General features: G+C 72.6%; 17 protein-coding genes. 11 read left to right on the top strand and 6 right to left on the bottom strand.

Annotation, left to right across the window (positions count from 1 at the left end; translation table 11 throughout):
* Nucleotides 1–400 precede the first annotated feature (400 nt).
* The 6 genes from ACZ4VF_RS20905 (at nt 401) to ACZ4VF_RS20880 (ending at nt 8,858) form a co-directional block, all read left to right on the top strand.
* On the top strand, nt 401–1,573 hold the full coding sequence (locus tag ACZ4VF_RS20905) for a carboxylate-amine ligase (protein WP_467927638.1): 1,173 nt from the start codon (nt 401–403) through the stop codon (nt 1,571–1,573).
* A gap of 166 nt (nt 1,574–1,739) precedes the next feature.
* Nucleotides 1,740–3,521, top strand: a complete 1,782-nt coding sequence (locus ACZ4VF_RS20900; RefSeq protein ID WP_467927636.1) for an N-acetylglutaminylglutamine amidotransferase — start codon at nt 1,740–1,742, stop codon at nt 3,519–3,521.
* Complete coding sequence (locus ACZ4VF_RS20895; protein ID WP_467927635.1) at nt 3,497–5,953, top strand: S9 family peptidase; 2,457 nt, start codon at nt 3,497–3,499, stop codon at nt 5,951–5,953. The genes ACZ4VF_RS20900 and ACZ4VF_RS20895 overlap by 25 nt, the downstream gene beginning before the upstream one ends.
* Before the next feature lie 170 nt (nt 5,954–6,123).
* Nucleotides 6,124–7,830: a RecQ family ATP-dependent DNA helicase gene (locus ACZ4VF_RS20890; protein ID WP_467927634.1), complete on the top strand. Its 1,707-nt coding sequence runs from the start codon at nt 6,124–6,126 to the stop codon at nt 7,828–7,830.
* Between the two features lie 168 nt (nt 7,831–7,998).
* Nucleotides 7,999–8,169, top strand: a complete 171-nt coding sequence (locus tag ACZ4VF_RS20885; protein ID WP_146464684.1) for a DUF5670 family protein — start codon at nt 7,999–8,001, stop codon at nt 8,167–8,169.
* 416 nt (nt 8,170–8,585) lie between these two features.
* Nucleotides 8,586–8,858 (top strand): DUF4190 domain-containing protein, encoded by a 273-nt coding sequence (locus ACZ4VF_RS20880; RefSeq protein WP_467927632.1) that lies wholly within the window; start codon nt 8,586–8,588, stop codon nt 8,856–8,858.
* A 226-nt stretch (nt 8,859–9,084) separates the two neighbouring features.
* Here ACZ4VF_RS20880 and ACZ4VF_RS20875 read toward each other — a convergent pair whose 3' ends face one another.
* Both ACZ4VF_RS20875 and ACZ4VF_RS20870 read right to left on the bottom strand, forming a co-directional pair.
* Nucleotides 9,085–9,750 carry an MSMEG_1061 family FMN-dependent PPOX-type flavoprotein gene (locus ACZ4VF_RS20875; protein WP_467927631.1) on the bottom strand — a complete coding sequence of 222 codons (666 nt, stop codon included), beginning with the start codon at nt 9,748–9,750 and terminating at the stop codon, nt 9,085–9,087.
* Between the two features lie 221 nt (nt 9,751–9,971).
* Nucleotides 9,972–10,601: a TetR/AcrR family transcriptional regulator gene (locus tag ACZ4VF_RS20870; protein WP_467927630.1), complete on the bottom strand. Its 630-nt coding sequence runs from the start codon at nt 10,599–10,601 to the stop codon at nt 9,972–9,974.
* 91 nt (nt 10,602–10,692) lie between these two features.
* Between ACZ4VF_RS20870 and ACZ4VF_RS20865 the strand changes: the two genes are divergently transcribed.
* Both ACZ4VF_RS20865 and ACZ4VF_RS20860 read left to right on the top strand, forming a co-directional pair.
* Nucleotides 10,693–11,103: a DUF4345 domain-containing protein gene (locus tag ACZ4VF_RS20865; RefSeq protein ID WP_467927628.1), complete on the top strand. Its 411-nt coding sequence runs from the start codon at nt 10,693–10,695 to the stop codon at nt 11,101–11,103.
* Nucleotides 11,104–11,560: 457 nt separating this feature from the next.
* Entirely contained in the window at nt 11,561–12,091 is a 531-nt protein-coding gene (locus ACZ4VF_RS20860; RefSeq protein ID WP_467927627.1) for an EF-hand domain-containing protein, read from the top strand.
* Between the two features lie 518 nt (nt 12,092–12,609).
* Here the strand turns inward: ACZ4VF_RS20860 and ACZ4VF_RS20855 are convergent.
* Nucleotides 12,610–13,506 carry a LysR family transcriptional regulator gene (locus tag ACZ4VF_RS20855; RefSeq protein WP_467927626.1) on the bottom strand — a complete coding sequence of 299 codons (897 nt, stop codon included), beginning with the start codon at nt 13,504–13,506 and terminating at the stop codon, nt 12,610–12,612.
* Nucleotides 13,507–13,627: 121 nt separating this feature from the next.
* Between ACZ4VF_RS20855 and ACZ4VF_RS20850 the strand changes: the two genes are divergently transcribed.
* The 3 genes from ACZ4VF_RS20850 (at nt 13,628) to ACZ4VF_RS20840 (ending at nt 17,915) form a co-directional block, all read left to right on the top strand.
* Nucleotides 13,628–14,995, top strand: coding sequence for an MFS transporter (locus ACZ4VF_RS20850; protein WP_467927624.1), 1,368 nt, complete (start codon nt 13,628–13,630; stop codon nt 14,993–14,995).
* Nucleotides 14,996–15,470: 475 nt separating this feature from the next.
* On the top strand, nt 15,471–17,369 hold the full coding sequence (locus ACZ4VF_RS20845) for a CASTOR/POLLUX-related putative ion channel (RefSeq protein ID WP_467927623.1): 1,899 nt from the start codon (nt 15,471–15,473) through the stop codon (nt 17,367–17,369).
* Nucleotides 17,370–17,537: 168 nt separating this feature from the next.
* Entirely contained in the window at nt 17,538–17,915 is a 378-nt protein-coding gene (locus tag ACZ4VF_RS20840; RefSeq protein WP_467927621.1) for a nuclear transport factor 2 family protein, read from the top strand.
* A gap of 33 nt (nt 17,916–17,948) precedes the next feature.
* Here the strand turns inward: ACZ4VF_RS20840 and ACZ4VF_RS20835 are convergent, their stop codons facing one another.
* From ACZ4VF_RS20835 to ACZ4VF_RS20825, 3 genes are all read right to left on the bottom strand, one after another.
* Nucleotides 17,949–18,479 (bottom strand): GNAT family N-acetyltransferase, encoded by a 531-nt coding sequence (locus ACZ4VF_RS20835; RefSeq protein ID WP_467927620.1) that lies wholly within the window; start codon nt 18,477–18,479, stop codon nt 17,949–17,951.
* Between the two features lie 127 nt (nt 18,480–18,606).
* Complete coding sequence (locus ACZ4VF_RS20830; RefSeq protein ID WP_467927618.1) at nt 18,607–18,819, bottom strand: helix-turn-helix domain-containing protein; 213 nt, start codon at nt 18,817–18,819, stop codon at nt 18,607–18,609.
* A gap of 206 nt (nt 18,820–19,025) precedes the next feature.
* Nucleotides 19,026–19,412 carry a hypothetical protein gene (locus ACZ4VF_RS20825; RefSeq protein ID WP_467927617.1) on the bottom strand — a complete coding sequence of 129 codons (387 nt, stop codon included), beginning with the start codon at nt 19,410–19,412 and terminating at the stop codon, nt 19,026–19,028.
* Nucleotides 19,413–19,858 lie beyond the last annotated feature (446 nt).

Below are 19,858 nucleotides of genomic sequence, written 5' to 3'. Positions count from 1 at the left end.
CGAGCCTTCGCTTGGTCCGGCGGCCGGGAGGGCGCGAGCCTCCGCTCGGACCGGTGGCCATCGCTGCCCGCCTCCGCGGCCCGGGACGGGCCGGCGGCGGGTCCGCGTGGCGCCTTCGCCGCCGCGATGCACCGGGCCCCCAAGCGCGGGCTCCCGCGCCTTCCGGCGATGCCGAGACCCGGCGCCGCGTCCGACCGCCGGGGGTGGCGGCCGGCAGGGGCGGTCACTCATGGTGATCACCAAAGCGCTCATCTGTGAGGTTGCAGCCTCTGAGGAGCATCCCTGCTTAGCAATGAGCCTGGCGGGAAGTCGGAGGTGCACAGCCCGCCTCCGGTTGCCGGCGGGGCGGGTCGATTCCCGGGCGAGGCAGTCAGCGTTCGCCCGTCACCATAGGAGTGCCGTGACCGTTCGCATCGGAGTGGAAGAAGAATTCCACATCGTCGAGGTGGAGACGGGCCTGCTCGCGCCGCGAGCGGACACCATGCTCGAAAAGCTCCCCGCAGGCACCTTCACGACCGAACTGCAGCAGGCGACCGTCGAAGCGAACAGCGGTGTGCACGAGTCTCTCGCCGGTCTGTACGACGACGTGATCAGCGCCAGACGCAGGCTCGATGCCGTGGCCGGTGCCCACGGGCTGGCCGTGGTGGCCGCCGGCACCGTGCCGCTGGCCCGCACCCAGGACACCCGGCCGACCGCCGGGCGCCGCTACCGCCAGATGGTCGACGAATACCGCATGATCGCCGACGAGCAGCTGATCTGCGGCACCCACGTCCACGTCGACGTGCCCGACCGTGACCTGGCCGTGCGCCTCATGTGCGAGGTCTCCCCGTGGCTGCACGTCCTGCTGGCCCTGTCCGCCAGCTCGCCCTTCTGGCTGGGCGCCGACACCGGCTATGCCAGCTGGCGGACCATGGTGTGGCAGCGCTGGCCCACCGCGGGCCCGCCGGGATGCTTCGCCGACGCCGCCGAGTACGACGCGGCCGTGCAGTGCCTGATCGACTCCGGTGTCATCAGCGACGCGGGAATGATCTACCACGACATCCGGCCGTCCGCGCACCAGCAGACCCTCGAACTGCGCATCTGCGACGCCTGCCCCCGGCCGGAAACCGTCGTGCTGGTCGCCGGGCTCTACCGCGCCCTGGTGACCGAGGCCCGCGCGCGGCTGGAGGCGGCGGACGCGCCCGCCTGCGGCGGCCGGCACGAGTGGTTGCGCGCGGCTGCCTGGCGGGCCGCCCGGTCGGGCCTGGAAGGGGCCCTGATCGATCCCGAGACCCGGCACGAGGCACCTGCGGCCCAGGTCGTCCGGCGCCTGCTGGGACGGGTGCGTCCGGCACTCGAGGCCACCGGAGACTGGCCCACGGTCCGGGACCTCGCGGAGCGGGCACTGGCGACCGGCAGCGCCGCCCAGCGCATGCGCCGTGCCGCCCAGGAGGACGACCTGCTGGCCTGCACCGATCTGGTGATCGCGGAGACCCGGGGCGACGACCACCCGCGCCGCCGGCCCGCTGCTCCCGCCCGGCCCCTGACCTCCCCGGGGCGGCCCGTCGCCCACCCCTCCGGTGCCGGCCTCTGAGTACGCGCGCCCCCGCACACATCGTCACACGCCGTAACGTCATGTCACGAAGGAGAAGCACCACCGTGTCGATCAGTCCCGGCCACATACCGGCGGACGGCCGGCCGCACACCGCACACCCGCGCACCTCGTGCGACGCGCACGCGCAGTGGGGAGGTGGTTCCGCATGTGCGGCCTGAGCGGAGAGATGCGCTTCGACGGCACGCGTCCGGACCTGGCGGCCGTCCAGCGCATGAACGACCGGCTCGCCGCCCGCGGGCCCGACGGCGCGGGGATCTGGTCACGGGACGCCATAGCGCTGGGGCACCGCCGACTGAAGATCATCGACCTCTCCGAGCGCGCGGCTCAGCCTCTGACCGACACCGAGCAGGAGATCACCGGTGTCTTCAACGGGTGCATCTACAACTACAAGGAACTGCGCACGGAGCTGACGGCCCTGGGCCACCGGTTCCGGTCCACCTCCGACACCGAGGTGGTCCTCGCGGCGTACCGGCAGTGGGGTACCGCCTGTGTCGACCGCTTCTACGGCATGTTCGCCTTCGCCCTCGTCGAGCACCGGACCGGCCGTCTGGTCCTGGGCCGCGACCGGCTCGGCATCAAGCCCCTGTACCTGGCGCAGACGCCCGGGCGGCTGCGCTTCGCCTCCTCGCTGCCCGCGCTGCTCGCGGCCGGCGACGTCGACACCTCGCTGGACCCGGCCGCCGTGCACCAGTACCTCAGCTGGCACGCGACCGTGGCCGCGCCCCGGACCGTGCTGGCGGGGGTGCGCAAGCTTCCCCCGGCCACCGTGCGGGTCGTCGAGCCGGACGGCACCTACCAGGAGCACTGCTACTGGCAGCCGTCGTACACGCGCCGCCCGGAGCACACCGGCATGGGCCCCGCCGAGTGGCGGGACGCGGTGCTGGAGGCTCTGCGCACCGCCGTACGACGCCGGATGGTCGCCGACGTGCCGGTCGGCGTCCTGCTGTCCGGAGGGCTGGATTCCAGCCTGATCGTGGCCCTGCTGGCCGACGAGGGGCAGCGCGACCTGGCCACGTTCAGCGTGGGCTTCGAGGCGGAGGCCGGGGACGAGGGGGACGAGTTCCGCTACTCCGACCTGGTGGCCAGGGAGTTCGCCACCGACCACCACCAGCTGGTGGTTCCCTCGCGGCGCGTGTCGACGGCCCTGGACGCGGCGGTCGCCGCCATGAGCGAGCCCATGATGAGCCATGACGTGGTCGCCTTCCACCTGCTGTCCGAGGAGGTGTCCAAGAACGTCAAGGTGGTCCAGAGCGGACAGGGCGCCGACGAGGTCTTCGCCGGCTACCGCTGGTACCCGGAACTGGCCGCCGCGGCCCGCGAGGACGAGCCGGACAGGTACGCCGAGACGTACTTCGACCGGGCGCACGCCGACCTCGCCGCGATGCTGCAACCGGACATGCTGCCGCAGGACGACGTCTCCGGCCGGTTCGTGCGGGAGCACATGGCGGTGCCGGGGGCCGAGACGGCGCTCGACGCCGCCCTGCGCCTCGACACCCATGTCATGCTGGTGGACGACCCGGTCAAGCGGGTCGACAACATGACGATGGACTGGGGCCTGGAGGCCCGCGTGCCGTTCCTGGACCACGAACTCGTCGAGCTGGCGGCCGCGTGCCCGCCGGAACTGAAGCTGGCCGACGGTGGAAAGGGCGTCCTGAAGGAGGCCGGCCGGAAGCTGCTGCCCCGCGAGGTGGTGGACCGTCCCAAGGGCTATTTCCCGGTCCCGGCGATCACCCACATGGCCGGACCCGTCCTGGACAGGGTGCGTGAGGCGCTGGGCGCCCCCGAGGCGAAGCGGCGCGGCCTCTTCCAGGACTCCTACGTCGCCGAACTCCTGGCGGCCCCCGACCGACACCGCACGAAGCGCGGAGCGAACGCACTGTGGCAAGTGGCTTTGCTGGAGATATGGCTGCAGACGCACGGAATCTGACCGGTGAATCCCTCGCGGTACGGCCGCACGGCATCGGCACGGCCGGTGCCGAGCGGCCTTCCACCGCCCACCCGCGGCGGACCGCCCATCCACCCCCGCCGGCACCGGACGGCCGTGCGGCCGCCTTCGCCGCACCCGCCCGCGTCCCGCTGCCGAACGCCTCCGGGCCGCGCGAGGCGACGACGCGGCTCATCGCGCACGGCTGCTGGTACCCCTCGGCGGACCCGGCCGGAACCCAGGTCGCCTTCATCTGCGACCGAGGCGGTGTGCCACAGCTGTGGACGGGTTCCGTCGACGGCGAGGCCGTGCACCTGCTCGACGACGGACCGGACCCCGTGACGGAGGTGTCCTGGTCGCCCGACGGCCGCTGGATCGCCTACACCACGGCCCCCGGCGGCGGTGAGCACACCCGGGTGCTGTGCGTCCGCCCCGACGGCAGCGACCGGCACATCCTCGCCGGAGCGGAGCCGGGCAGCTCCGCCCACCTGGGCTGCTGGGCGCACGACGGGTCGGCTATCGCGGTGACCGTCGCCGTCCCCACCGCCGCACCCGCCCCCGATGCCACGGCGGAGGCCGGTCCGTCCGGCCCCGGACCGGCCGACGGCCTGCCCCCGGCCCCCTGGCAGCCCCGGACGGGCGACACACGGCTCCTCGGTCCGGCACCCCATACGGACCCCGGACCCGGACTGCCGTCACCCCTGCTTACCGTGGAGACGACGGTGATCGGCGCACCGGGCGGCAGGGCCGCCCCGGCAGCCGGGTTCGGCGACGGACTGTCGGCGTACCTCGTCGACCCCGACGGTGTCGCAGCCCCCGCCCTGCTCGCCGTGGAGAAGGACGCGGCGACGCTCCGCGTGTGCGACCTCAGCCGGGACGGCGCGCTCGCGCTGCTCCGCCGGGGACCCCGTGGCCGACGCGAGGCCGTCGTACTGCGCACCGCCGACCACGAGACGACCTGTGTGATGCCGGTGGCCGACGGGGACCCGTGGATCGGTGGCTTCTCACCCCGCGCGGACACCCTCTGGCTGCGCAGCAACGCCCACCGGGAGTTCGCGGTGCTCCTGGCCGCGGCGCTCGACCCGGAAGGGCGACCGCGCGGCTGGTCGGTCGGCGCCTCGCGTGAGGGCAGCGACCTGGAGCTGCTGCGGTGTGCCCGGGACGGCGGTTCCGCCGTGCTCGCCTGGAACGTCCGTGGCGTGAGCGAGGTGGAGGTCCTGGACACGAGCGCGTCCCGCCGGCCGGGGGCGGACGCAGCGGTGTCCGGTGGTCCGGGGGCGGGTGCCGGTGCGCCTGGTGGTCCGGGGGCAGGCGTCGCCGGGGCCGGCCGGCCGGGGGCGGACACCGGTACGTCCGTTCGGTTCGAACGGGGCCGCGACGCGTCGGCTCGGCTCGAACAGAACGGGGACGCGTCCGCTCGGTTCGAACGGGGCCGGGACGCGTCCGCCCGGTCCCGGTCGGACACGGGCCCGTCCCGGTCGGTGTCGCTGCCGCACGAGGTGGTCACCCGCATCACGGGCGCCGGCTCCCGCCTGCTGCTGGCCCTGTCCGGGTCCCGCCGTCGCCCCGGCATCTGGTGGCTGCCCGACGGCGCCACCCCGGTGCGCACCCTGTGGTCGTCACGCGACGAGGACGCGGTTCCCCCGGGCCGCCCGCCCGTGCGACCGGTCCCCCTGCGTCCCACCGCCCGGGACGGACTGCCGCTGAACGGCTGGTACTACCGTGCGCCGGGCCGCGGCCCCGGCGAACCGGCGCCCTGCGTCATCCACCTGCACGGCGGCCCCGAGGACCAGGAACGCCCCGTCCTCAACCCGCTCTACCACGAGATCCTCGGTCGCGGACTGGACGTCTTCGCCCCCGACGTCCGCGGGTCCTCCGGATACGGCAGGTCGTTCGTCGACGCGGACCTGGGACGGGGACGGTTCGCCGCGATCGACGACGTGGCGGACTGCGCCGCCCACGCGGTGCTTGCGGGCCCGGCCGATCCCGCCCGGCTGGCGGTGATGGGCCGCTCGTACGGCGGCTACCTCACGTTCGCCTCCCTGGTCTGGCACCCGGACCTTTTCCGCACCGGCATCGCGGTGTGCGGCATGTCGGACCTCGCGACGTTCTTCGAGGGCACCGAACCCTGGATCGCCCAGTCGGCGGCCCACAAGTACGGCCACCCCGAACGCGACCGCGAACTGCTGCGGGCGCTGTCGCCGATGAGCCGCATCGACGCGCTGCGGGCACCGGTGCTCGCCGTGCACGGGGAGCACGACACCAATGTGCCGCCGGGGGAGTCGGAGCAGTTCGTACGGGCGGCCCGCGAGCGCGGTGTGACCGCCGAAGTGCTCACCCTGCTCGACGAGGGACACGAGTTCCTCCGCGCCGACAACCGCCGGCTGTTCCGCCGTGCCGCCGCCGACTGGTTGGAACGGCACCTGAGCACCTGACCGCCGGCGGGAGGCGTCGGGTCGGGGCTGCCGGGCACCCGCGCGTCAGGCCCGGCCGCGGGGTACTCGCGGCAGGCCCGGGTACGGCGCGCACGCACACGCGTGTGGCCGCCGGCCCGGGCCGGGCAGGAGCGGGCAGGACAGTCCTGCCACGGAGCGAGGAGTGTGCGATGACCGGGGAAGGACCACCGGCCCGCGGACGGCGGGCCCGGCGGCTGCGCGAGACGGCCGCCGAGGTGTTCGGCTGGAAGGAGCTGCGTCCCGAGCAGCTCACCGCCATGGAGTGGGTCCTGGAGGGGCGGGACTGTCTCGTCGTCATGCCCACCGGATCGGGCAAGTCCGCCGTGTACCAGGTTCCCGGCCTGCTGCTGTCCGGGCCGGTCGTCGTCGTGTCACCGCTGCTGGCGCTGCAGCGGGACCAGATCGCCGGCCTGCCCGGCGGCGACGGTGGCCCGGGCGCCGTCGCCGTGAACTCCGACCTCGGCGCCGCCGAGACCGAGGACGTCTGGGCAGCGGTGGACGAGGGGTCGGTGCGCTACGTCTACCTGTCCCCGGAGCAACTGGCCAAGGACGAGGTCGTACAGCGGCTGGCCGAGGCACACCCGGCCCTGTTTGTGGTGGACGAGGCCCAGTGCGTGTCCTCGTGGGGCCATGACTTCCGGCCCGACTACCTACGCCTGGCGCAGGCGGTGCAACGGCTGGGCCGGCCGCCCGTCCTCGCGCTCACGGCGACCGCCGCGCCTCCGGTACGACAGGACATCGTCGAACGGCTCGGCATGGACCGGCCGCGGCAGCTCGTCACCGGATTCGACCGTCCCAACATCAGGCTCGAGGTGCGCCGCCACCTCGACGACGACGAACGGCGCGCCCGCGTCCTGGAGGACGCCGCAGCCGCTCCCAAGCCCGGGATCGTCTACGCCGCGACACGCAAGGACAGCGAGTCCTACGCTGCGGAGCTGGCCTCCCTCGGTCTCGCCGCCGGCGCCTACCACGCGGGTCTGCGTGCCGCCGAACGCCGTCGGATCCACGAGGCGTTCCTCCGCGGCGACCTGGACGTCGTGGTGGCGACCTCGGCCTTCGGGATGGGCATCGACAAGGAGGACGTGCGGTTCGTGCTGCACGCATCGCTGCCGGGCTCCCTGGACGCCTACTACCAGGAGATCGGGCGCTGCGGCCGCGACGGACGGCCCGCCCTCGCCGTACTGCACTACCGCACCGAGGACACGGGCTTGCAGGCGTACTTCAGCAGCCGCACGCCCCGTGCGGAGACCGTCGACGCGGTCGTACGGGCGGTCCACGCCCACCGCGGCGACCCACCGGACGTCGCTGGACTGCGACGGGACACCGACCTGTCGCGCGCCAGGGTCACCTCGGCCGTCAACCTGCTGGAGGAGGCGGGAGCCCTGGTCACGGACGCGTCGGGCGCCATCCGCCCGGTCCGGGGCACGGCACCGTCGCGCGCGGTCCGACGCGCCGTGGACACCGCCGAGGCCCACAAGCGCATGGACCGTTCGAGAGTGGACATGGCGCGGGCGTACGCCGAGACCACCGGCTGCCGGCGGCGCTTCCTCCTGGGCTACTTCGGTGAGGAGTACGAGGCTCCCTGCGACAACTGCGACACGTGCGACCAGCAGGAGAGCGGCGACGGCGACGCGACGAGCACCGAGCGGCATCCGGACGCGGACGCCTATCCGCTCGGAGCCCTGGTGGAGCACGGCGAGTGGGGGCGCGGCACGGTGTTGAGCGAGGAGGGTGACCGCATCACCGTACTCTTCGACGAAGTCGGCTACCGCACGCTCTCCTTGGACGCCCTGGCCGCGCGGGACGATCTGCTCACCGTGGTGAGCGGCCCGGGCGCGGGCCGGACGGAACCCTGAGCATCAGGACCCGTACGCGGAGCCGCCCACGGTGCCTGATCACCGCTCGCACGAGCACCGGTGCAGGCGCGTGGCGCGTGTATGCCCCTCATTCCGCGAAAGTAACTCACATTTTGTGTGCTTGTAGAGCAGGAGTAAGGGCACCAGGTGTCCAGGAGGTTGATAACAATGGTTCCCCTGCTTCTGGTTCTTCTGCTGGCTCTGATCCTCTTCGGCGCGGGTTTCGCCCTGAAGGCGCTGTGGTGGATCGCGGTGATCGTGCTCGTCGTGTGGCTGCTGGGCTTCGTCGTCCGTTCCGCGGACGGCGCGGGCCGCAAGGGTCGTTGGTACCGCTGGTAGACGAAGTCGCCCAGCGCGAGGAGCGCGTCACGCGCGCAGGATGAGTGGGGCCCGGCCGGACACGGCCGGGCCCCACTCGTGTGAAGAGACGCTCTCCCGAAACGGCTGGGAGGGATCGGGCTTATCGGGCGCATCGCAGGGTAGGTGAGTGATGCATCGGTCCCGCAGACCCAGCAGTGGAACCCTGCTCCTCCTGTCTGCGGGGCCGGTGCTCACGCTTTCCGACGCGGCGAACTCCCCCTTCGCTTGCGGGATTCCACTTCGGCCTGTCAGATCGAAGCTCGATCCGGAGAGCCCAACTTACGCCCGCCAAAACGGATTTGAACGTCCACCGCAGGCATGACCCGGCCCTTACGGGCAACCCGGAGGGAACCGAAAGAGCGAAAAAGTCGACCGCGACAGTTTGGGAGATATCGATGTCGTCCCACAGCAGAATGGGCGCGTACAACACGAGCCGGACGAGCGGACTGGCGATAGCGGGACTGGTCTGCGGCATTGTCGGAATCTTCATTCTTCCGATCATTTTGGGGCCGCTGGCGATTGTTTTCGGCGCCGTGGCGCTGCGTCAGACCGGCTCCGTGATGGCGAAGTGGGCCATCGGCCTCGGAGTGGTCGACATCGTTCTCATGATCGTGATGTTCGTCATCGCCGCCAACAACGGCGGAAGCTTCACCTGGCACGTCGGCTGACCCACGCCGGCGCGACCCGCTGACGGCGTCTGCACGTCGAGGCTGGTGCGCTCAGAGGCCCGCGCCGCCCACCGGCTCGCTGCCGGGGGCGGCGCCGGCATGTGCGTGGCGAACCGTGGAGGGGCGACGCAGCAGCTTGGCCGCCGGCTCACGCGAGCGCTGCCGCCGGAACCGGGCCTGGGTATTCACCCGCGGCTTCGCCTGGCCGCCGACCAGAAACCCCGATTCACTCGTAACGCAGGCGCAGTGACTCCCGTTCGGCGTCCTCGATCTGGCCGAGGGTCAGGTCCGGCAGGTCCAGCTGGGCCAGCGTCACCTCGGCACTGGTCGGCTGGGCGTCGGCGGGTATCCACCGTTCGGGCCGCCAGGCGTCGGCGCGCATCAGCGACTTCGGGCAGTGCGGATAGACCTGCTCCACATCCACCACGATGGCGGTGACCGGCGGTTTTCCGACGGGAGTGAGCCGGGCGAGCAGCTCCGGGCGCGCGGACACGCAGGCGCGGCCGTTGACGCGCAGGGTGTCGGGGCGGCCGGGGATCAGGAAGAGCAGCCCGACGCGTCCCGTCTGCAGCACGTTGTGCAGGGTGTCGAGCCGCTTGTTGCCGGTCGCGTCGGGGATCACCAGGGTCCGCTCGTCCAGTGCCGAGACGAATCCGGCCGGGCCGCCTCGTGGTGTCACGTCCGCCCGGCCCTCGGCGTCGGCGCTGCCGACGAACACCAACGAGGAACAGGCGATCAGCGCCCGGGTCTGCTCGGTCAGGTGGCCGATCTCCTTGCGGAGCGAGTTCGGGTTCGGCTGCGGGTAAAGCTCGCGCAGCTGGTCGGTGGCGGTGAGGGCATCCGCCCGGAGCGATGCGAAGAGCGGGCCGGTGGTTCCCGTGTCGATCGTCATACGGACGACCCTAGAAGACGACCGAGGCAGTCGCGGGTCGGCATGTGCATGCAGACGGCGTCGGTCTGCCGGCATGGTGGCGGACATGGATGGCCGGGGGCCCCGTCCCGCCGTCGACCACGGGAAACCGAAAGGCCGGCCGCAGCGCCGTGTCGCGCCTCGAACGCCGCGCCACCCGGCCTGCGTTCACGGAAGCAGCTTCGCGGGGGGCAGGACGTTCCTCAGACACCGGTCTCCGGCCGTCGTGGCGACCACTCAAGGGCGGGATCGTCGGGAAGTACCGGCCGCAGAGCGCCGAGAAGGGCGCTGATGCAGATGTCCCGGAGCCGGGTGCGGGTGCAGGTCTCGTGGGCGAGCCAGTCGACGCAGAGGACCTGGACGAAGACCAGCCAGCTCTTCAGTACGGCGGACACCGCCTCGCGTGCGCCGTCGTCCGCGAGGGGGAGTACGGCCAGGAGCCGTGAGCGCAGTGCGTCCAGTTCGTTCGTCATGATCGACTGGATGACGGGGTCGCCCGCGAGGACCCGGTTCGCGGTCAGGACGGCGTTGCGATTGGCCACGAAGTAGTCGAGGTGGACGTCCATGCCCTGAACGAGCTGCTCGATCAGGGAGTCGGCCGGGTCGAGCCGGGTCTCGGCCAGCAACCGGTCCGCCGCCTGCTGGTAGACGGCCGCGAAGAGGGCGTGCTTGCTGGGGAAGTGACGGTAGAGCAGGGCCCGGGAGACCCCGGCCTCCTGGGCGACCTCCTCCATCAGCACGTCGGCGTAGGGGCGTGCGGCGAAGAGCCGCGCGCCGACCGCGAGCAGCTGAGCGCGGCGGTCGGCAGGGTCGAGTCGCTGACGAGGAGGCACGACCGCAGATTACTTGACATGTGTCTACCGGCGCACCCAGTCTAGTAGACGCATGTCAACTAATGTGCCGCCGAACGAATTGGGGGGGATCATGGCAAAGGCTCTGCGGGTGCTCGCGCAGGTGACGGGGTGGGCCTGCGTGGCCATCGGCGTGTTCCATGTGGCACTCGGCAACGCGGCGATCCCGGGCGCGGGTTCCGCCGGCGCGACGATCGACAGCTGGGGACGGTTCATGGGAGCCGCCTTCGCCGGGTACGGGCTGGCCTGGCTGTGGGTCGCTCGGCAGAGGCCTGTCCCGGCTCAGGCGGTACGGTGGCTGGCCGGCGTCTTCCTGATGGGCGGGGTCGGCCGACTGCTCTCGCTCGCCGTGCACGGCTGGCCGCAGTGGTTCCAGACCGTGCTCGCGGTGATCGAACTCGCCCTGCCGCTCGTGTTCTTCTGGCTGGCCGGCGCGGACGAGCGCACCGAGCGCACCGGCCTGCGGACGGCGCCCACCGGGTGAGGAGTCCCTCCCCGACGGGGGCGCCGTCGTGCGGCAGCGGCACCGGACGGCCCGGGCCCACCGTCGGAGCGGGCCCGCGCGATCCCCGGTCGAGCCTCGGCGGCGAGGCATGTCGGCGACATCGTCTGCCCCTGCGGCGACGCGGGCCGCGCCGAGGGCGCGGCGGGGGCCGTGGAGCGGGTCCGCTCGCCGCCGTGGGGCGGTGCCGGCTGGCCTCTAACACCGCTGCTCGGGGGAGCCCGCGGGCCGTGTCAGGCCGGCGGTGGATGCGGGGCGGTACCTGCCGGCGCAGGGCGCCGAGGGTGGGTTGCCACTCGCCGGGCGGTACCCCGGAGCCGACACGTGCCCGTCGCCCCGCGCCGGTGGTTGGCGCCGACTGTTCCCGAATACTCATTTCCGTGGGCTTTGTCGGTATCTTGACGGGTGCAAAGCCACGGAGATGTCGGGAGGAAGAAGAGTGTCCCAGCCAGAGTTCGACTCACCGCGGCACCGCGTCTTCGCCATGCTGGATGTGGACGGCGACGGTGCCATCACCCGTGAGGAGTACCTCGCACGGGTCGACCGCGTGGCGTCGGCGATGGGCCGTGACGGCCACGACCCGGTCGTCACCGTCTCGCGGGCCGCTCACGAGGCGGTCTTCGCGGACATGGACGCCGACCACGACGGCCGCGTGACCTTCGAGGAGTACCGCGCCTGGGTGGGGCACGACGCGTTCGAACGGTCCTGCCGGCCTGCGCTGGGCTCCCTGTTCGACATCGCCGACGCCGACGCCGACGGACGTCTGAACCGTGACGAGTTCACCCGTCTGCGCAAGGCGGCCGGCAACGCCGAGACGGACGTCGATGCGGCCTTCGACAACCTCGACACCGACCGCGACGGGCTGATCGACCGGGACGCCTACCTGGCGGGCATCCGGGACTTCGTCATCGAGGGCACTTCTCCCATGGCCGCGGCGTACGGCATCGACCGTCCGGCCCTCAGGAGCTGATCGATCCGCCGCCCCACCAGGACACCAGCGCGACGGCCCCGGCGGGCGGGCACTCCCGGCCGCGCCGCCGGTCGCCGCCCGGCGACAACCGAGGCGGAGCCAGGCAAACGGCGGCGGGCCGGCCTACGTCGTCCACGCCCGCGTTTCCTGCTCGACCGCACCGACCGGACGACCACGCCGCCCACGCCGACCACCACGGTGAGACCGCGGCCGGAACGGTGTTCACCAGTGAGCCGGTGAACCGCATGCGGTGTCTCGTGGGGACCGTTCGACACCTTCAGGTCATGTGCGCGGCCTCAAGCGGGCGTTGGGCCGCTGCCGCGTACCGGACCGACCAACGGGCCCGGTCGGGGCCGGCGGAGCCCACGGCCGCCGGCGAGCCGACGTACCTGGCACCGCTCCGGGAGGCCACGGTGGGAAGGCCGTCGCCGGCTGCCCTGTCCCGCAGGGGCGGCAGGCGGTCGTGGGCCGCGCTGATGTCCGGGGTGGAACCCGCCGCCCCTCCCTGGGGATGTCGCTCAGGAGCCGGTGGCCGCGTAGAGGATGTCGCGCAGGTCCGGCAGGGCCTCGCGGTCCTTGCGCCACACCAGGCGCAGGCTGAGGTCGGGCACGGGGAGGGCCAGCGGGACGAGGGTGCCGGCACGCAGGCTGTCGGTGACCGCGAAGCGGGGCAGCAGAGTGATGCCCAGGCCGTGTTCGGCCCAGGCACGCATCACGGGGACGCCGCCGGCTCGGACGCGTTCGGGACCGGTGCCGAGGAGGCGCTGCCCAGCCAGCCAGAAAGAGCATTCCGGGACGTTGACCAAGAGCCGTTCGTCGTCGAGGTCGGCGGGGGTCAGAGCGGGACGGTCGGCCAGGCGGTGGGTGGGGGCCGCGAAGAGGGCCAGGGGCACGGGGGCCAGGTCGAGGAAGGCGAGGGGCTCGGCGGGGGAGGGGAAACCGAGTCCGCCGAGGGCTTCCCCGGCGTCCAGGAGAAGGGCCGCGTCGAGGCGTCCGTCCGCGACGTCGGTGAGAAGGCCTTGGCGGGTGCGGTCGCAGTGGACGTCCACCGTGATGTCGGGGCGGCGTTCGGCCAGCCGGGCGAGAACCAGGGGAACGTGCGAGCCCGCAAGGGTCTCCAGGGCACCGAGCCGTATCCGACGGCGCTCGCCACGGACATCGAGGACGGCTTGTTCGACGGTGTCGAGCAGGGTGCGTGCCCAGCCGCGCAGCCGTTGCCCGGCCGGGGTCGGCTCCATCCCCTGGGGACCGCGGGTGAACAAGGCGACGCCGAGGCCGCTTTCAAGGGTGCGGATCTGCTGCGAGACGGAGGAGGGAGCGAGTCCCAGGGCGACGGCGGCGTCCGTGACCGTCCGGTGCCGGACCACGGCCTCGAAGGTGACGAGTTGGCGTAGTTCCACGTACGCGCCCAACACCGCGCGAGCATACGGAAATTCCGAACACGGCATGCGGCTGCGCCGGTGGAGCGCCCCGCCGGGTCGGACCGATGGTGGGCGAAGTGACCGATCTGGCTGCTCACCGGAGGCTTCCTCTTCCATGGCTGTTGTGAACCCTGTCGCGCCCGCGGCGCCCGCACCGTCCCGGGCCAGGCGCGCGGGAGCGCTGACCGGCGTATCGCTGGGCTATTTCATGGTGCTGCTCGACACCACCGTGCTGTCCGTCGCCGAACCCGACCTGGCCGCGTCGCTGCACACGTCGATGGCCGGCCTGCAGTGGGCCACCACCGGGTACACCGTGGTGTTCGCGGCCGCGCTGCTGTCGGCGGGGGCCGCGGCCGACCGGTTCGGCGCCGACCGGGTCTTCCGGACCGGCACAGCCGTGTTCGCGCTCGCGTCCCTGCTCAGCTCCCTGGCCCCGGACCTCGGCGCACTGCTGGCCCTGCGGGCGCTGTCCGGGGCCGCCGCGGCTGCGTGCGTCCCGGCCTCGATGGCACTGATCGCCCGCCTCTACCCGCACCCTGCGGCACGAGCCCGTGCGATCTCGGTGTGGGCCGCGGTCAGCGGAGCGGCCGTCGCGGCCGGCCCGATCGCCGGCGGTGCCCTGGTGGAGGCGGCCGGATGGCGGGCCGTGTTCCTGGTCAACGTGCCCCTCGGGCTGCTGGTACTGGCCCTGACGTGGGGACGGGTGGTGCACTGCCCGCGCGGCGCCCACCGCGTCGACTGGCCGGCCCAGGCCGCGGCCGTCCTGACGCTGGCACTGCTCACGGACGTCCTGATCGCCGCCGGCGCGGGCGCATGGGCCCACGCCGCGTGGTCGGCGTGCGGGCTCGGCATCACGGCGACGGTGTTCGCCCTGCTCGAACGACGCAGCCAGACCCCGGTCCTGAACCGGACGCTGCTGCGGTCGGCACCGGTACGGGCAGGGCTGCTGGCGGGCGCGGCCACCAACTTCGCCCTGTCCGGTGCCCTGTTCGTGCTGCCCTTGCTGCTGCAGCGCGAACGTCACCTGAGCGCTCTGGAAACGGGTCTGGCCTTCCTGCCGCTGACCGTCCCCTTCGCCGCCAACCCGCCACTGACCGGCAGGATCGTCGCGCACACCGGCCCTCGCCCCCCGATCCTCGCCGGCCTGGCACTCCTGGCGGCCGGAGGTACGGTCCTGGCCGGCACGGCCTTGTCCCAAGGCGCCTACGCCTGGCTCGCGGCGGGCCTGCTCCTCACCGGCTTCGGCATCTCCCTCGTCCTGCCCGCCCTCACGGCGGCTGTCATCGGCGCCGCACCGCCCGGCACGGCCGGCTCTGCCGGCGGCCTGCTCAACGCCACCCGGCAGATCGGCGCCACCCTCGGTGTCGCCCTCATGGGCGCGGCGGCGACCGTCGGCACGGGATGGTCACTGCTGCTGTCGGGCGGCCTCTGCGCCCTGACCTGGCTGGCCTTCGCGCTGACGCCCGAGGGCACGCAGCAGTAGCAGTCCCGCCTGGAGAGCCGTGGCATCGAACGCGACCGGTGCCCCGACGTCGCTCGCCCGCTCCACGTACCGGACTCCGACGACCGCCGCCTCGGCCCGCGGTGCCGACGGTTCTCCGGCAGCGGCTTCCGCCGGCCGGGTCGACGGCGAGCGGGAGGCCGTGTCCGTCGGTGCTCAGGTGGGGCCGGCGCCGGTGCGGCCCGGGCCGCGCGGTCGCGGTCGACCGGCGACGGGACCGTGTGACTCCCTTTTCTCGCCGACCCGAAGGGGACGGCCAGGAAGACCCGAAGAGGACGGCCAGGAAGACCCGAAGGGATGAAGCCCGGACGAACCGCCCTCGCCGCGCGGTTCGGTCCCTCACACTGCCTGGGGCGTATTCACCTCCGCGCTCTCCAGCGGGCCTGCCGGCGCCGCGCATCGCGTCCGCGGCGCCGACCCGGCCTCACGGAAGTGCGCGGTGATAGAGGGGGGCAGGGTGGCGCAGCGGCGCACTCGGTTCGGGGACCGAGCCCGTTACTGGTTCGACAGCACGCTGGCTCGCGGTGCCTCCGTTCTCGTCGGCTGGATGGCGCTGCTGTGCCTGGCCGTCGTCGTCCCGGCCAGTGCGGTGCTGGTGTGGACCGAGCCCGACGCGCCGGCGTCCCTGGCGGGCCGCCTGGCGCAGGTGTGGCGCCTCACCGGGGAGACACTGCGGCTGGGCGGTGCGACGGGTACGCCGCTGCGGGTGACGATGTCGGTGCTGCTGGCACTGGTCGCCCTGCTGTACGTCTCGACGCTGGTGGGCCTGATCACGACGGCGCTGACGGAGCGGCTCACCGCGTTGCGGCGAGGCCGTTCCACCGTGCTGGAACAGGGGCACGCCGTGGTCCTCGGGTGGTCGGAGCAGATCTTCACGGTGGTGGGCGAACTGGTGGCCGCCAACGCCCACCGCCGGCGCGCTGCGGTGGCCGTGTTGGCCGACCGGGACAAGAGCACCATGGAGGAGATCCTGAGCACGAAGGTGGGGCCCGTCGGCCGTACGCGGCTGATCTGCCGCAGCGGCCCGACCACCGACCCGTCCGTGCTCGGCCTGGCCGGCCCGGCCACGGCCGGTGTCGTGCTCGTCCTGCCCCACGACGAGCCCGACGCCGACGCCGAGGTGGTCAAGACGCTGCTGGCGCTCAGGGCGGCCCTGGCCGGGGAGGAACATCGCCCGCCCGTCGTCGCCGCCGTCCGGGACGACCGGTACCGCCTGGCCGCCCGCCTCGCCGCGGGACCGGACGGCGTCGTTCTGGAGAGCGACACCATCACCGCCCGGCTGATCGTCCAGGCCGCCCGCCACCCCGGGCTCTCCCTCGTCCACCAGGAACTGCTGGACTTCGCAGGCGACGAGTTCTACCTCGTCGACGAGCCGACCCTGGTCGGTCGCCCGTTCGGGGACGCTCTGCTGTCCTACCCGACGTCCAGTGCCGTCGGGATCTTGCGAGGAGACACCCCTCTGCTCAACCCGCCACCGCAGACCCCCCTCGCTCCCGGCGACCTGCTCGTCGTCATCTCCCGTGACGACGACTCCGCCCGGGCATCCGACTGCGCGGAGCTGGTCGAGAGGGCGGCGATGGCGTCCGGTCCGGCCACGCCGGTGCGACCGGAGCGGGTGCTCCTGCTGGGCTGGAACCGCCGAGCTCCGCTCGTGGTCGAGCAGTTACGCCGCCGCGCCCGCCCCGGATCAGCCGTCGACGTGGTGGCGAACGGTGGCGCAGCGGCCATCCGGCAGGTGAGCGAGGCGGACACGGACAGCGGCAGCGACCTGACCCTGACCCTGCACCACGGGGACATCACCCGCCCCGAGACCCTGCGACGCCTGGACGTTCACTCCTACGACAGCGTCATCGTGCTCGGCCAGGACCCCGCTCCAGGACAACCGCCGGACGACCCCGACAACCGCACGCTCGTCACCCTTCTGCTCCTGCGCCAACTGGAGGAGGCAACCGGACGCGAACTGCCGGTCGTCACCGAACTGATCGACGACCGCAACCGGGCACTGGCTCCCATCGGTCACGGAGCCGACGTGATCATCAGCGGCAAGCTCATCGGCCTGCTCATGGCACAGATCTCCCACAACCGGCATGTGACGGCCGTGTTCGAGGAACTGTTCTCCGCCGACGGCACGGGGGTTCGCATGCGGCCGGCCCCCGACTACGTGCTGCCAGGACGTGAGACCTCCTTCGCCACGGTCGTGGCCGCGGCACGTCTCCGCGGCGAATGCGCCATCGGTTACCGAAGCCATCAGGACTCGTCGACGGGTCCCCGCTACGGCGTGCGGATCAACCCGCCCAAAGCCGAGCGGCGCCGCTGGACGGCCGAGGACGAGGTGGTCGTCGTCGGCAGGGACTGACGGCACGAGGCGCGGACAGTTCACGTACCGGCGCGCACCGCCGATCGCGCATCGGCTCAGGGTGAAGGCAGAACCCGGATCGTCCTGACGAGGGGACCGCGTACGCCCGGCGACGGCGACGGCGACGGAGACTGGATGGGCCGACGCGGTCTGGGGCACAATGCGCGCATGGATCAAGCGACCGCGCGCCAGTTCGTCGACTCCTGGGTGACGGCGTGGAACGCGCACCAACTGGACGCCGTGCTGTCGCACTTCGCCGAGGACGTCACCTTCCGGTCCCCGGTGGCCGCGCAACTGCTCGGTGGCGACGGGGTCATTCGGGGCAAGGACGCACTGCGCGCCTACTGGGCGGAGGGCCTACGGCGGATCCCCGACCTGCGGTTCGAGGTACTGGGCACGTACACCGGCGTGAACTGCCTGGTCATCAACTACCGGAACCAGAAGGGCGGACTGGTCAACGAGGTGCTGGTCTTCGACGGTCCGCTGGTCGTCGAGGGACACGGCACCTACCTCGGCGAGGACACCAATCCGGCCGGAGCCCGCTGACCGACGAAGCACCGGCCCGAGCATCCCCGAGCATCAGGGACGCAGCAGTCCGCCCACCCACCAGTCGTGCGGCTTTCCATCGTTGGCGATGCCGCGATTGCGCAGTGTCCCTTCGACGGTGAAGCCGAGCTTCTCGGCGACGGCACGCGAGCCGGTGTTCCCGGCCATGGCCCACCACTCGATGCGGTGCACGTCGAGCGTGGCCCAGCCCCAGTCGCACAGCGCACGAGCGGCCTCCACGGAGTACCCGCGTCCGCGCTGCTCCCTGACCGCCCAGTAGCCGAGCTCCCAGACGCCGCGGCTGATGAGGGTCAGGCAGTACGAGCCGACCAGGGCGCCGTTGTCCTTGCGGAACGCGCCGAGGGTGTAGTCCCGGTCCTCGGCCCACCGGGCGGGCAGCGTCTCGCAGACGAGTTCCTCCGCGTCCGCACGCCGGTACGGCACCGGCACCGGGGTGTAGAACTGGATGTCCCCGTCCTGACAGGCTTCGTACACCGCGTCCACGTCGGCAGGTTCGAAAGCGCGAAGCACCAGACGGTCGGTCTCGAGAGTCACCGGCTCCATCGGGGCAGTATGACCACCGTCGACAAGCGACGACCACCGAATATCCGACCGGGCACCGCGCACTCCCAGGCGGCCGGCTCCTGGCCCGCGTGTTCGCGGAACTCCTCGCCGGGGCGCCCCGCGGCGGTCACCGCGTCGACTGGACCGCGCGGAGGTGTGCATCGCCGCCCCGCGCCCGCAACGGCACGCCCGCTTCGGTGAGGACACGGTGTACGAAGCCGTACGACCGTCCATGGGCCTCGGCTATGGAACGGATCGTTCCGCCCTCGTTGTACTCCTTGGTGAAGGCCTCGGCCAGCTCCTTGCGTGCGGTCCCCGTGATCCACTCGCCCTTACGCATGGTGATCTCCTCTCGCATCGTCGAGCTGTGATCACCGGTTGCCCGGTTCGGCACGCTCCATGCGATCGGCGGGTGCGCGCCGCCGGCACGGGTGCAGACGGCGGCGTGCCGGCCCGAGGAGAAGGATGCGCCCGGCCGGCCGAGAGCGCGCCACGAGGCCCGCCCCCCTCGGGAGGCGAGCCTCGTTCACGCGCTCGGGAGACAGCTCAGCACTGATGCAGGCCCGGAGCCGGGTCGACAGGCGTGTACACGTCCACGGCCGGTACGTTGCCCCACTGTCCGTTGTCGAGCTTCGTCCAGTACCAGATGTTGTTGCCGCCGCCGCTGGGGTCACCGGGACCCCAGCACGCGAACCAGCTGAACGACGAGTTCAACGGCCCCCGCACCGCCGAACCGTACGAGCGGTGCTCATAGCCCTTGGCCCCCACGCGGTTGCCGCACCACAGCTTGCCGTCGGAGCGGACCCCGCACTCGGCGGCGGCCTGACGGGCGGGACCGGCGGGCTTCGCCGATGCCGGCCCGGCGGCGGTGAGCAGCCCTGTGGCCAACGCGGCGGTGGCCAGGGCGACGGAAAGCTTCCTGCGTCCGATCACGAGTCCTCCTCGAAACACTGCCTGGAACTTCCGGAAGCCGGCGGAAGGAGCCTGTAGGTCCACCACTGGTGCGTGTGGGCCCCCCACTGGTGTGCGCCCGTGCCGGGCAGAGCACAGCCGTGCGGCACGGACGCTGCGCCGACCCCGGGACACGAACTCCGCTCGTGTCCCGGGACCGACGACGCAGCCGCCGACTCCTCGAGACTGAGCCGTGCCGCCATCGGCTGTCGAGAACCCTCCTGTTGCCCACTCCAGCAGGAACCGGGAAACCTTCAGGGAAACCGCTGGACCTGCTTGCTCGGCGGGCGGGGAGCCGGGCACGGACGGGCGCTGGGACGCGGGGCCGATGGACGGGCCTGGGGGGGGGGGGGGGGGGGGGGGGGGGGGGGGGGGGGGGGGGGGGGGGGGGGGGGGGGGGGGGGGGGGGGGGGGGGGGGGGGAGGAAA

The sequence above is a fragment of the Streptomyces sp. NPDC029151 genome (assembly GCF_055564315.1).
The sequence above is the reverse complement of the archived record's forward strand: the minus strand, read 5'-3'. Positions and strand labels throughout refer to the sequence as shown.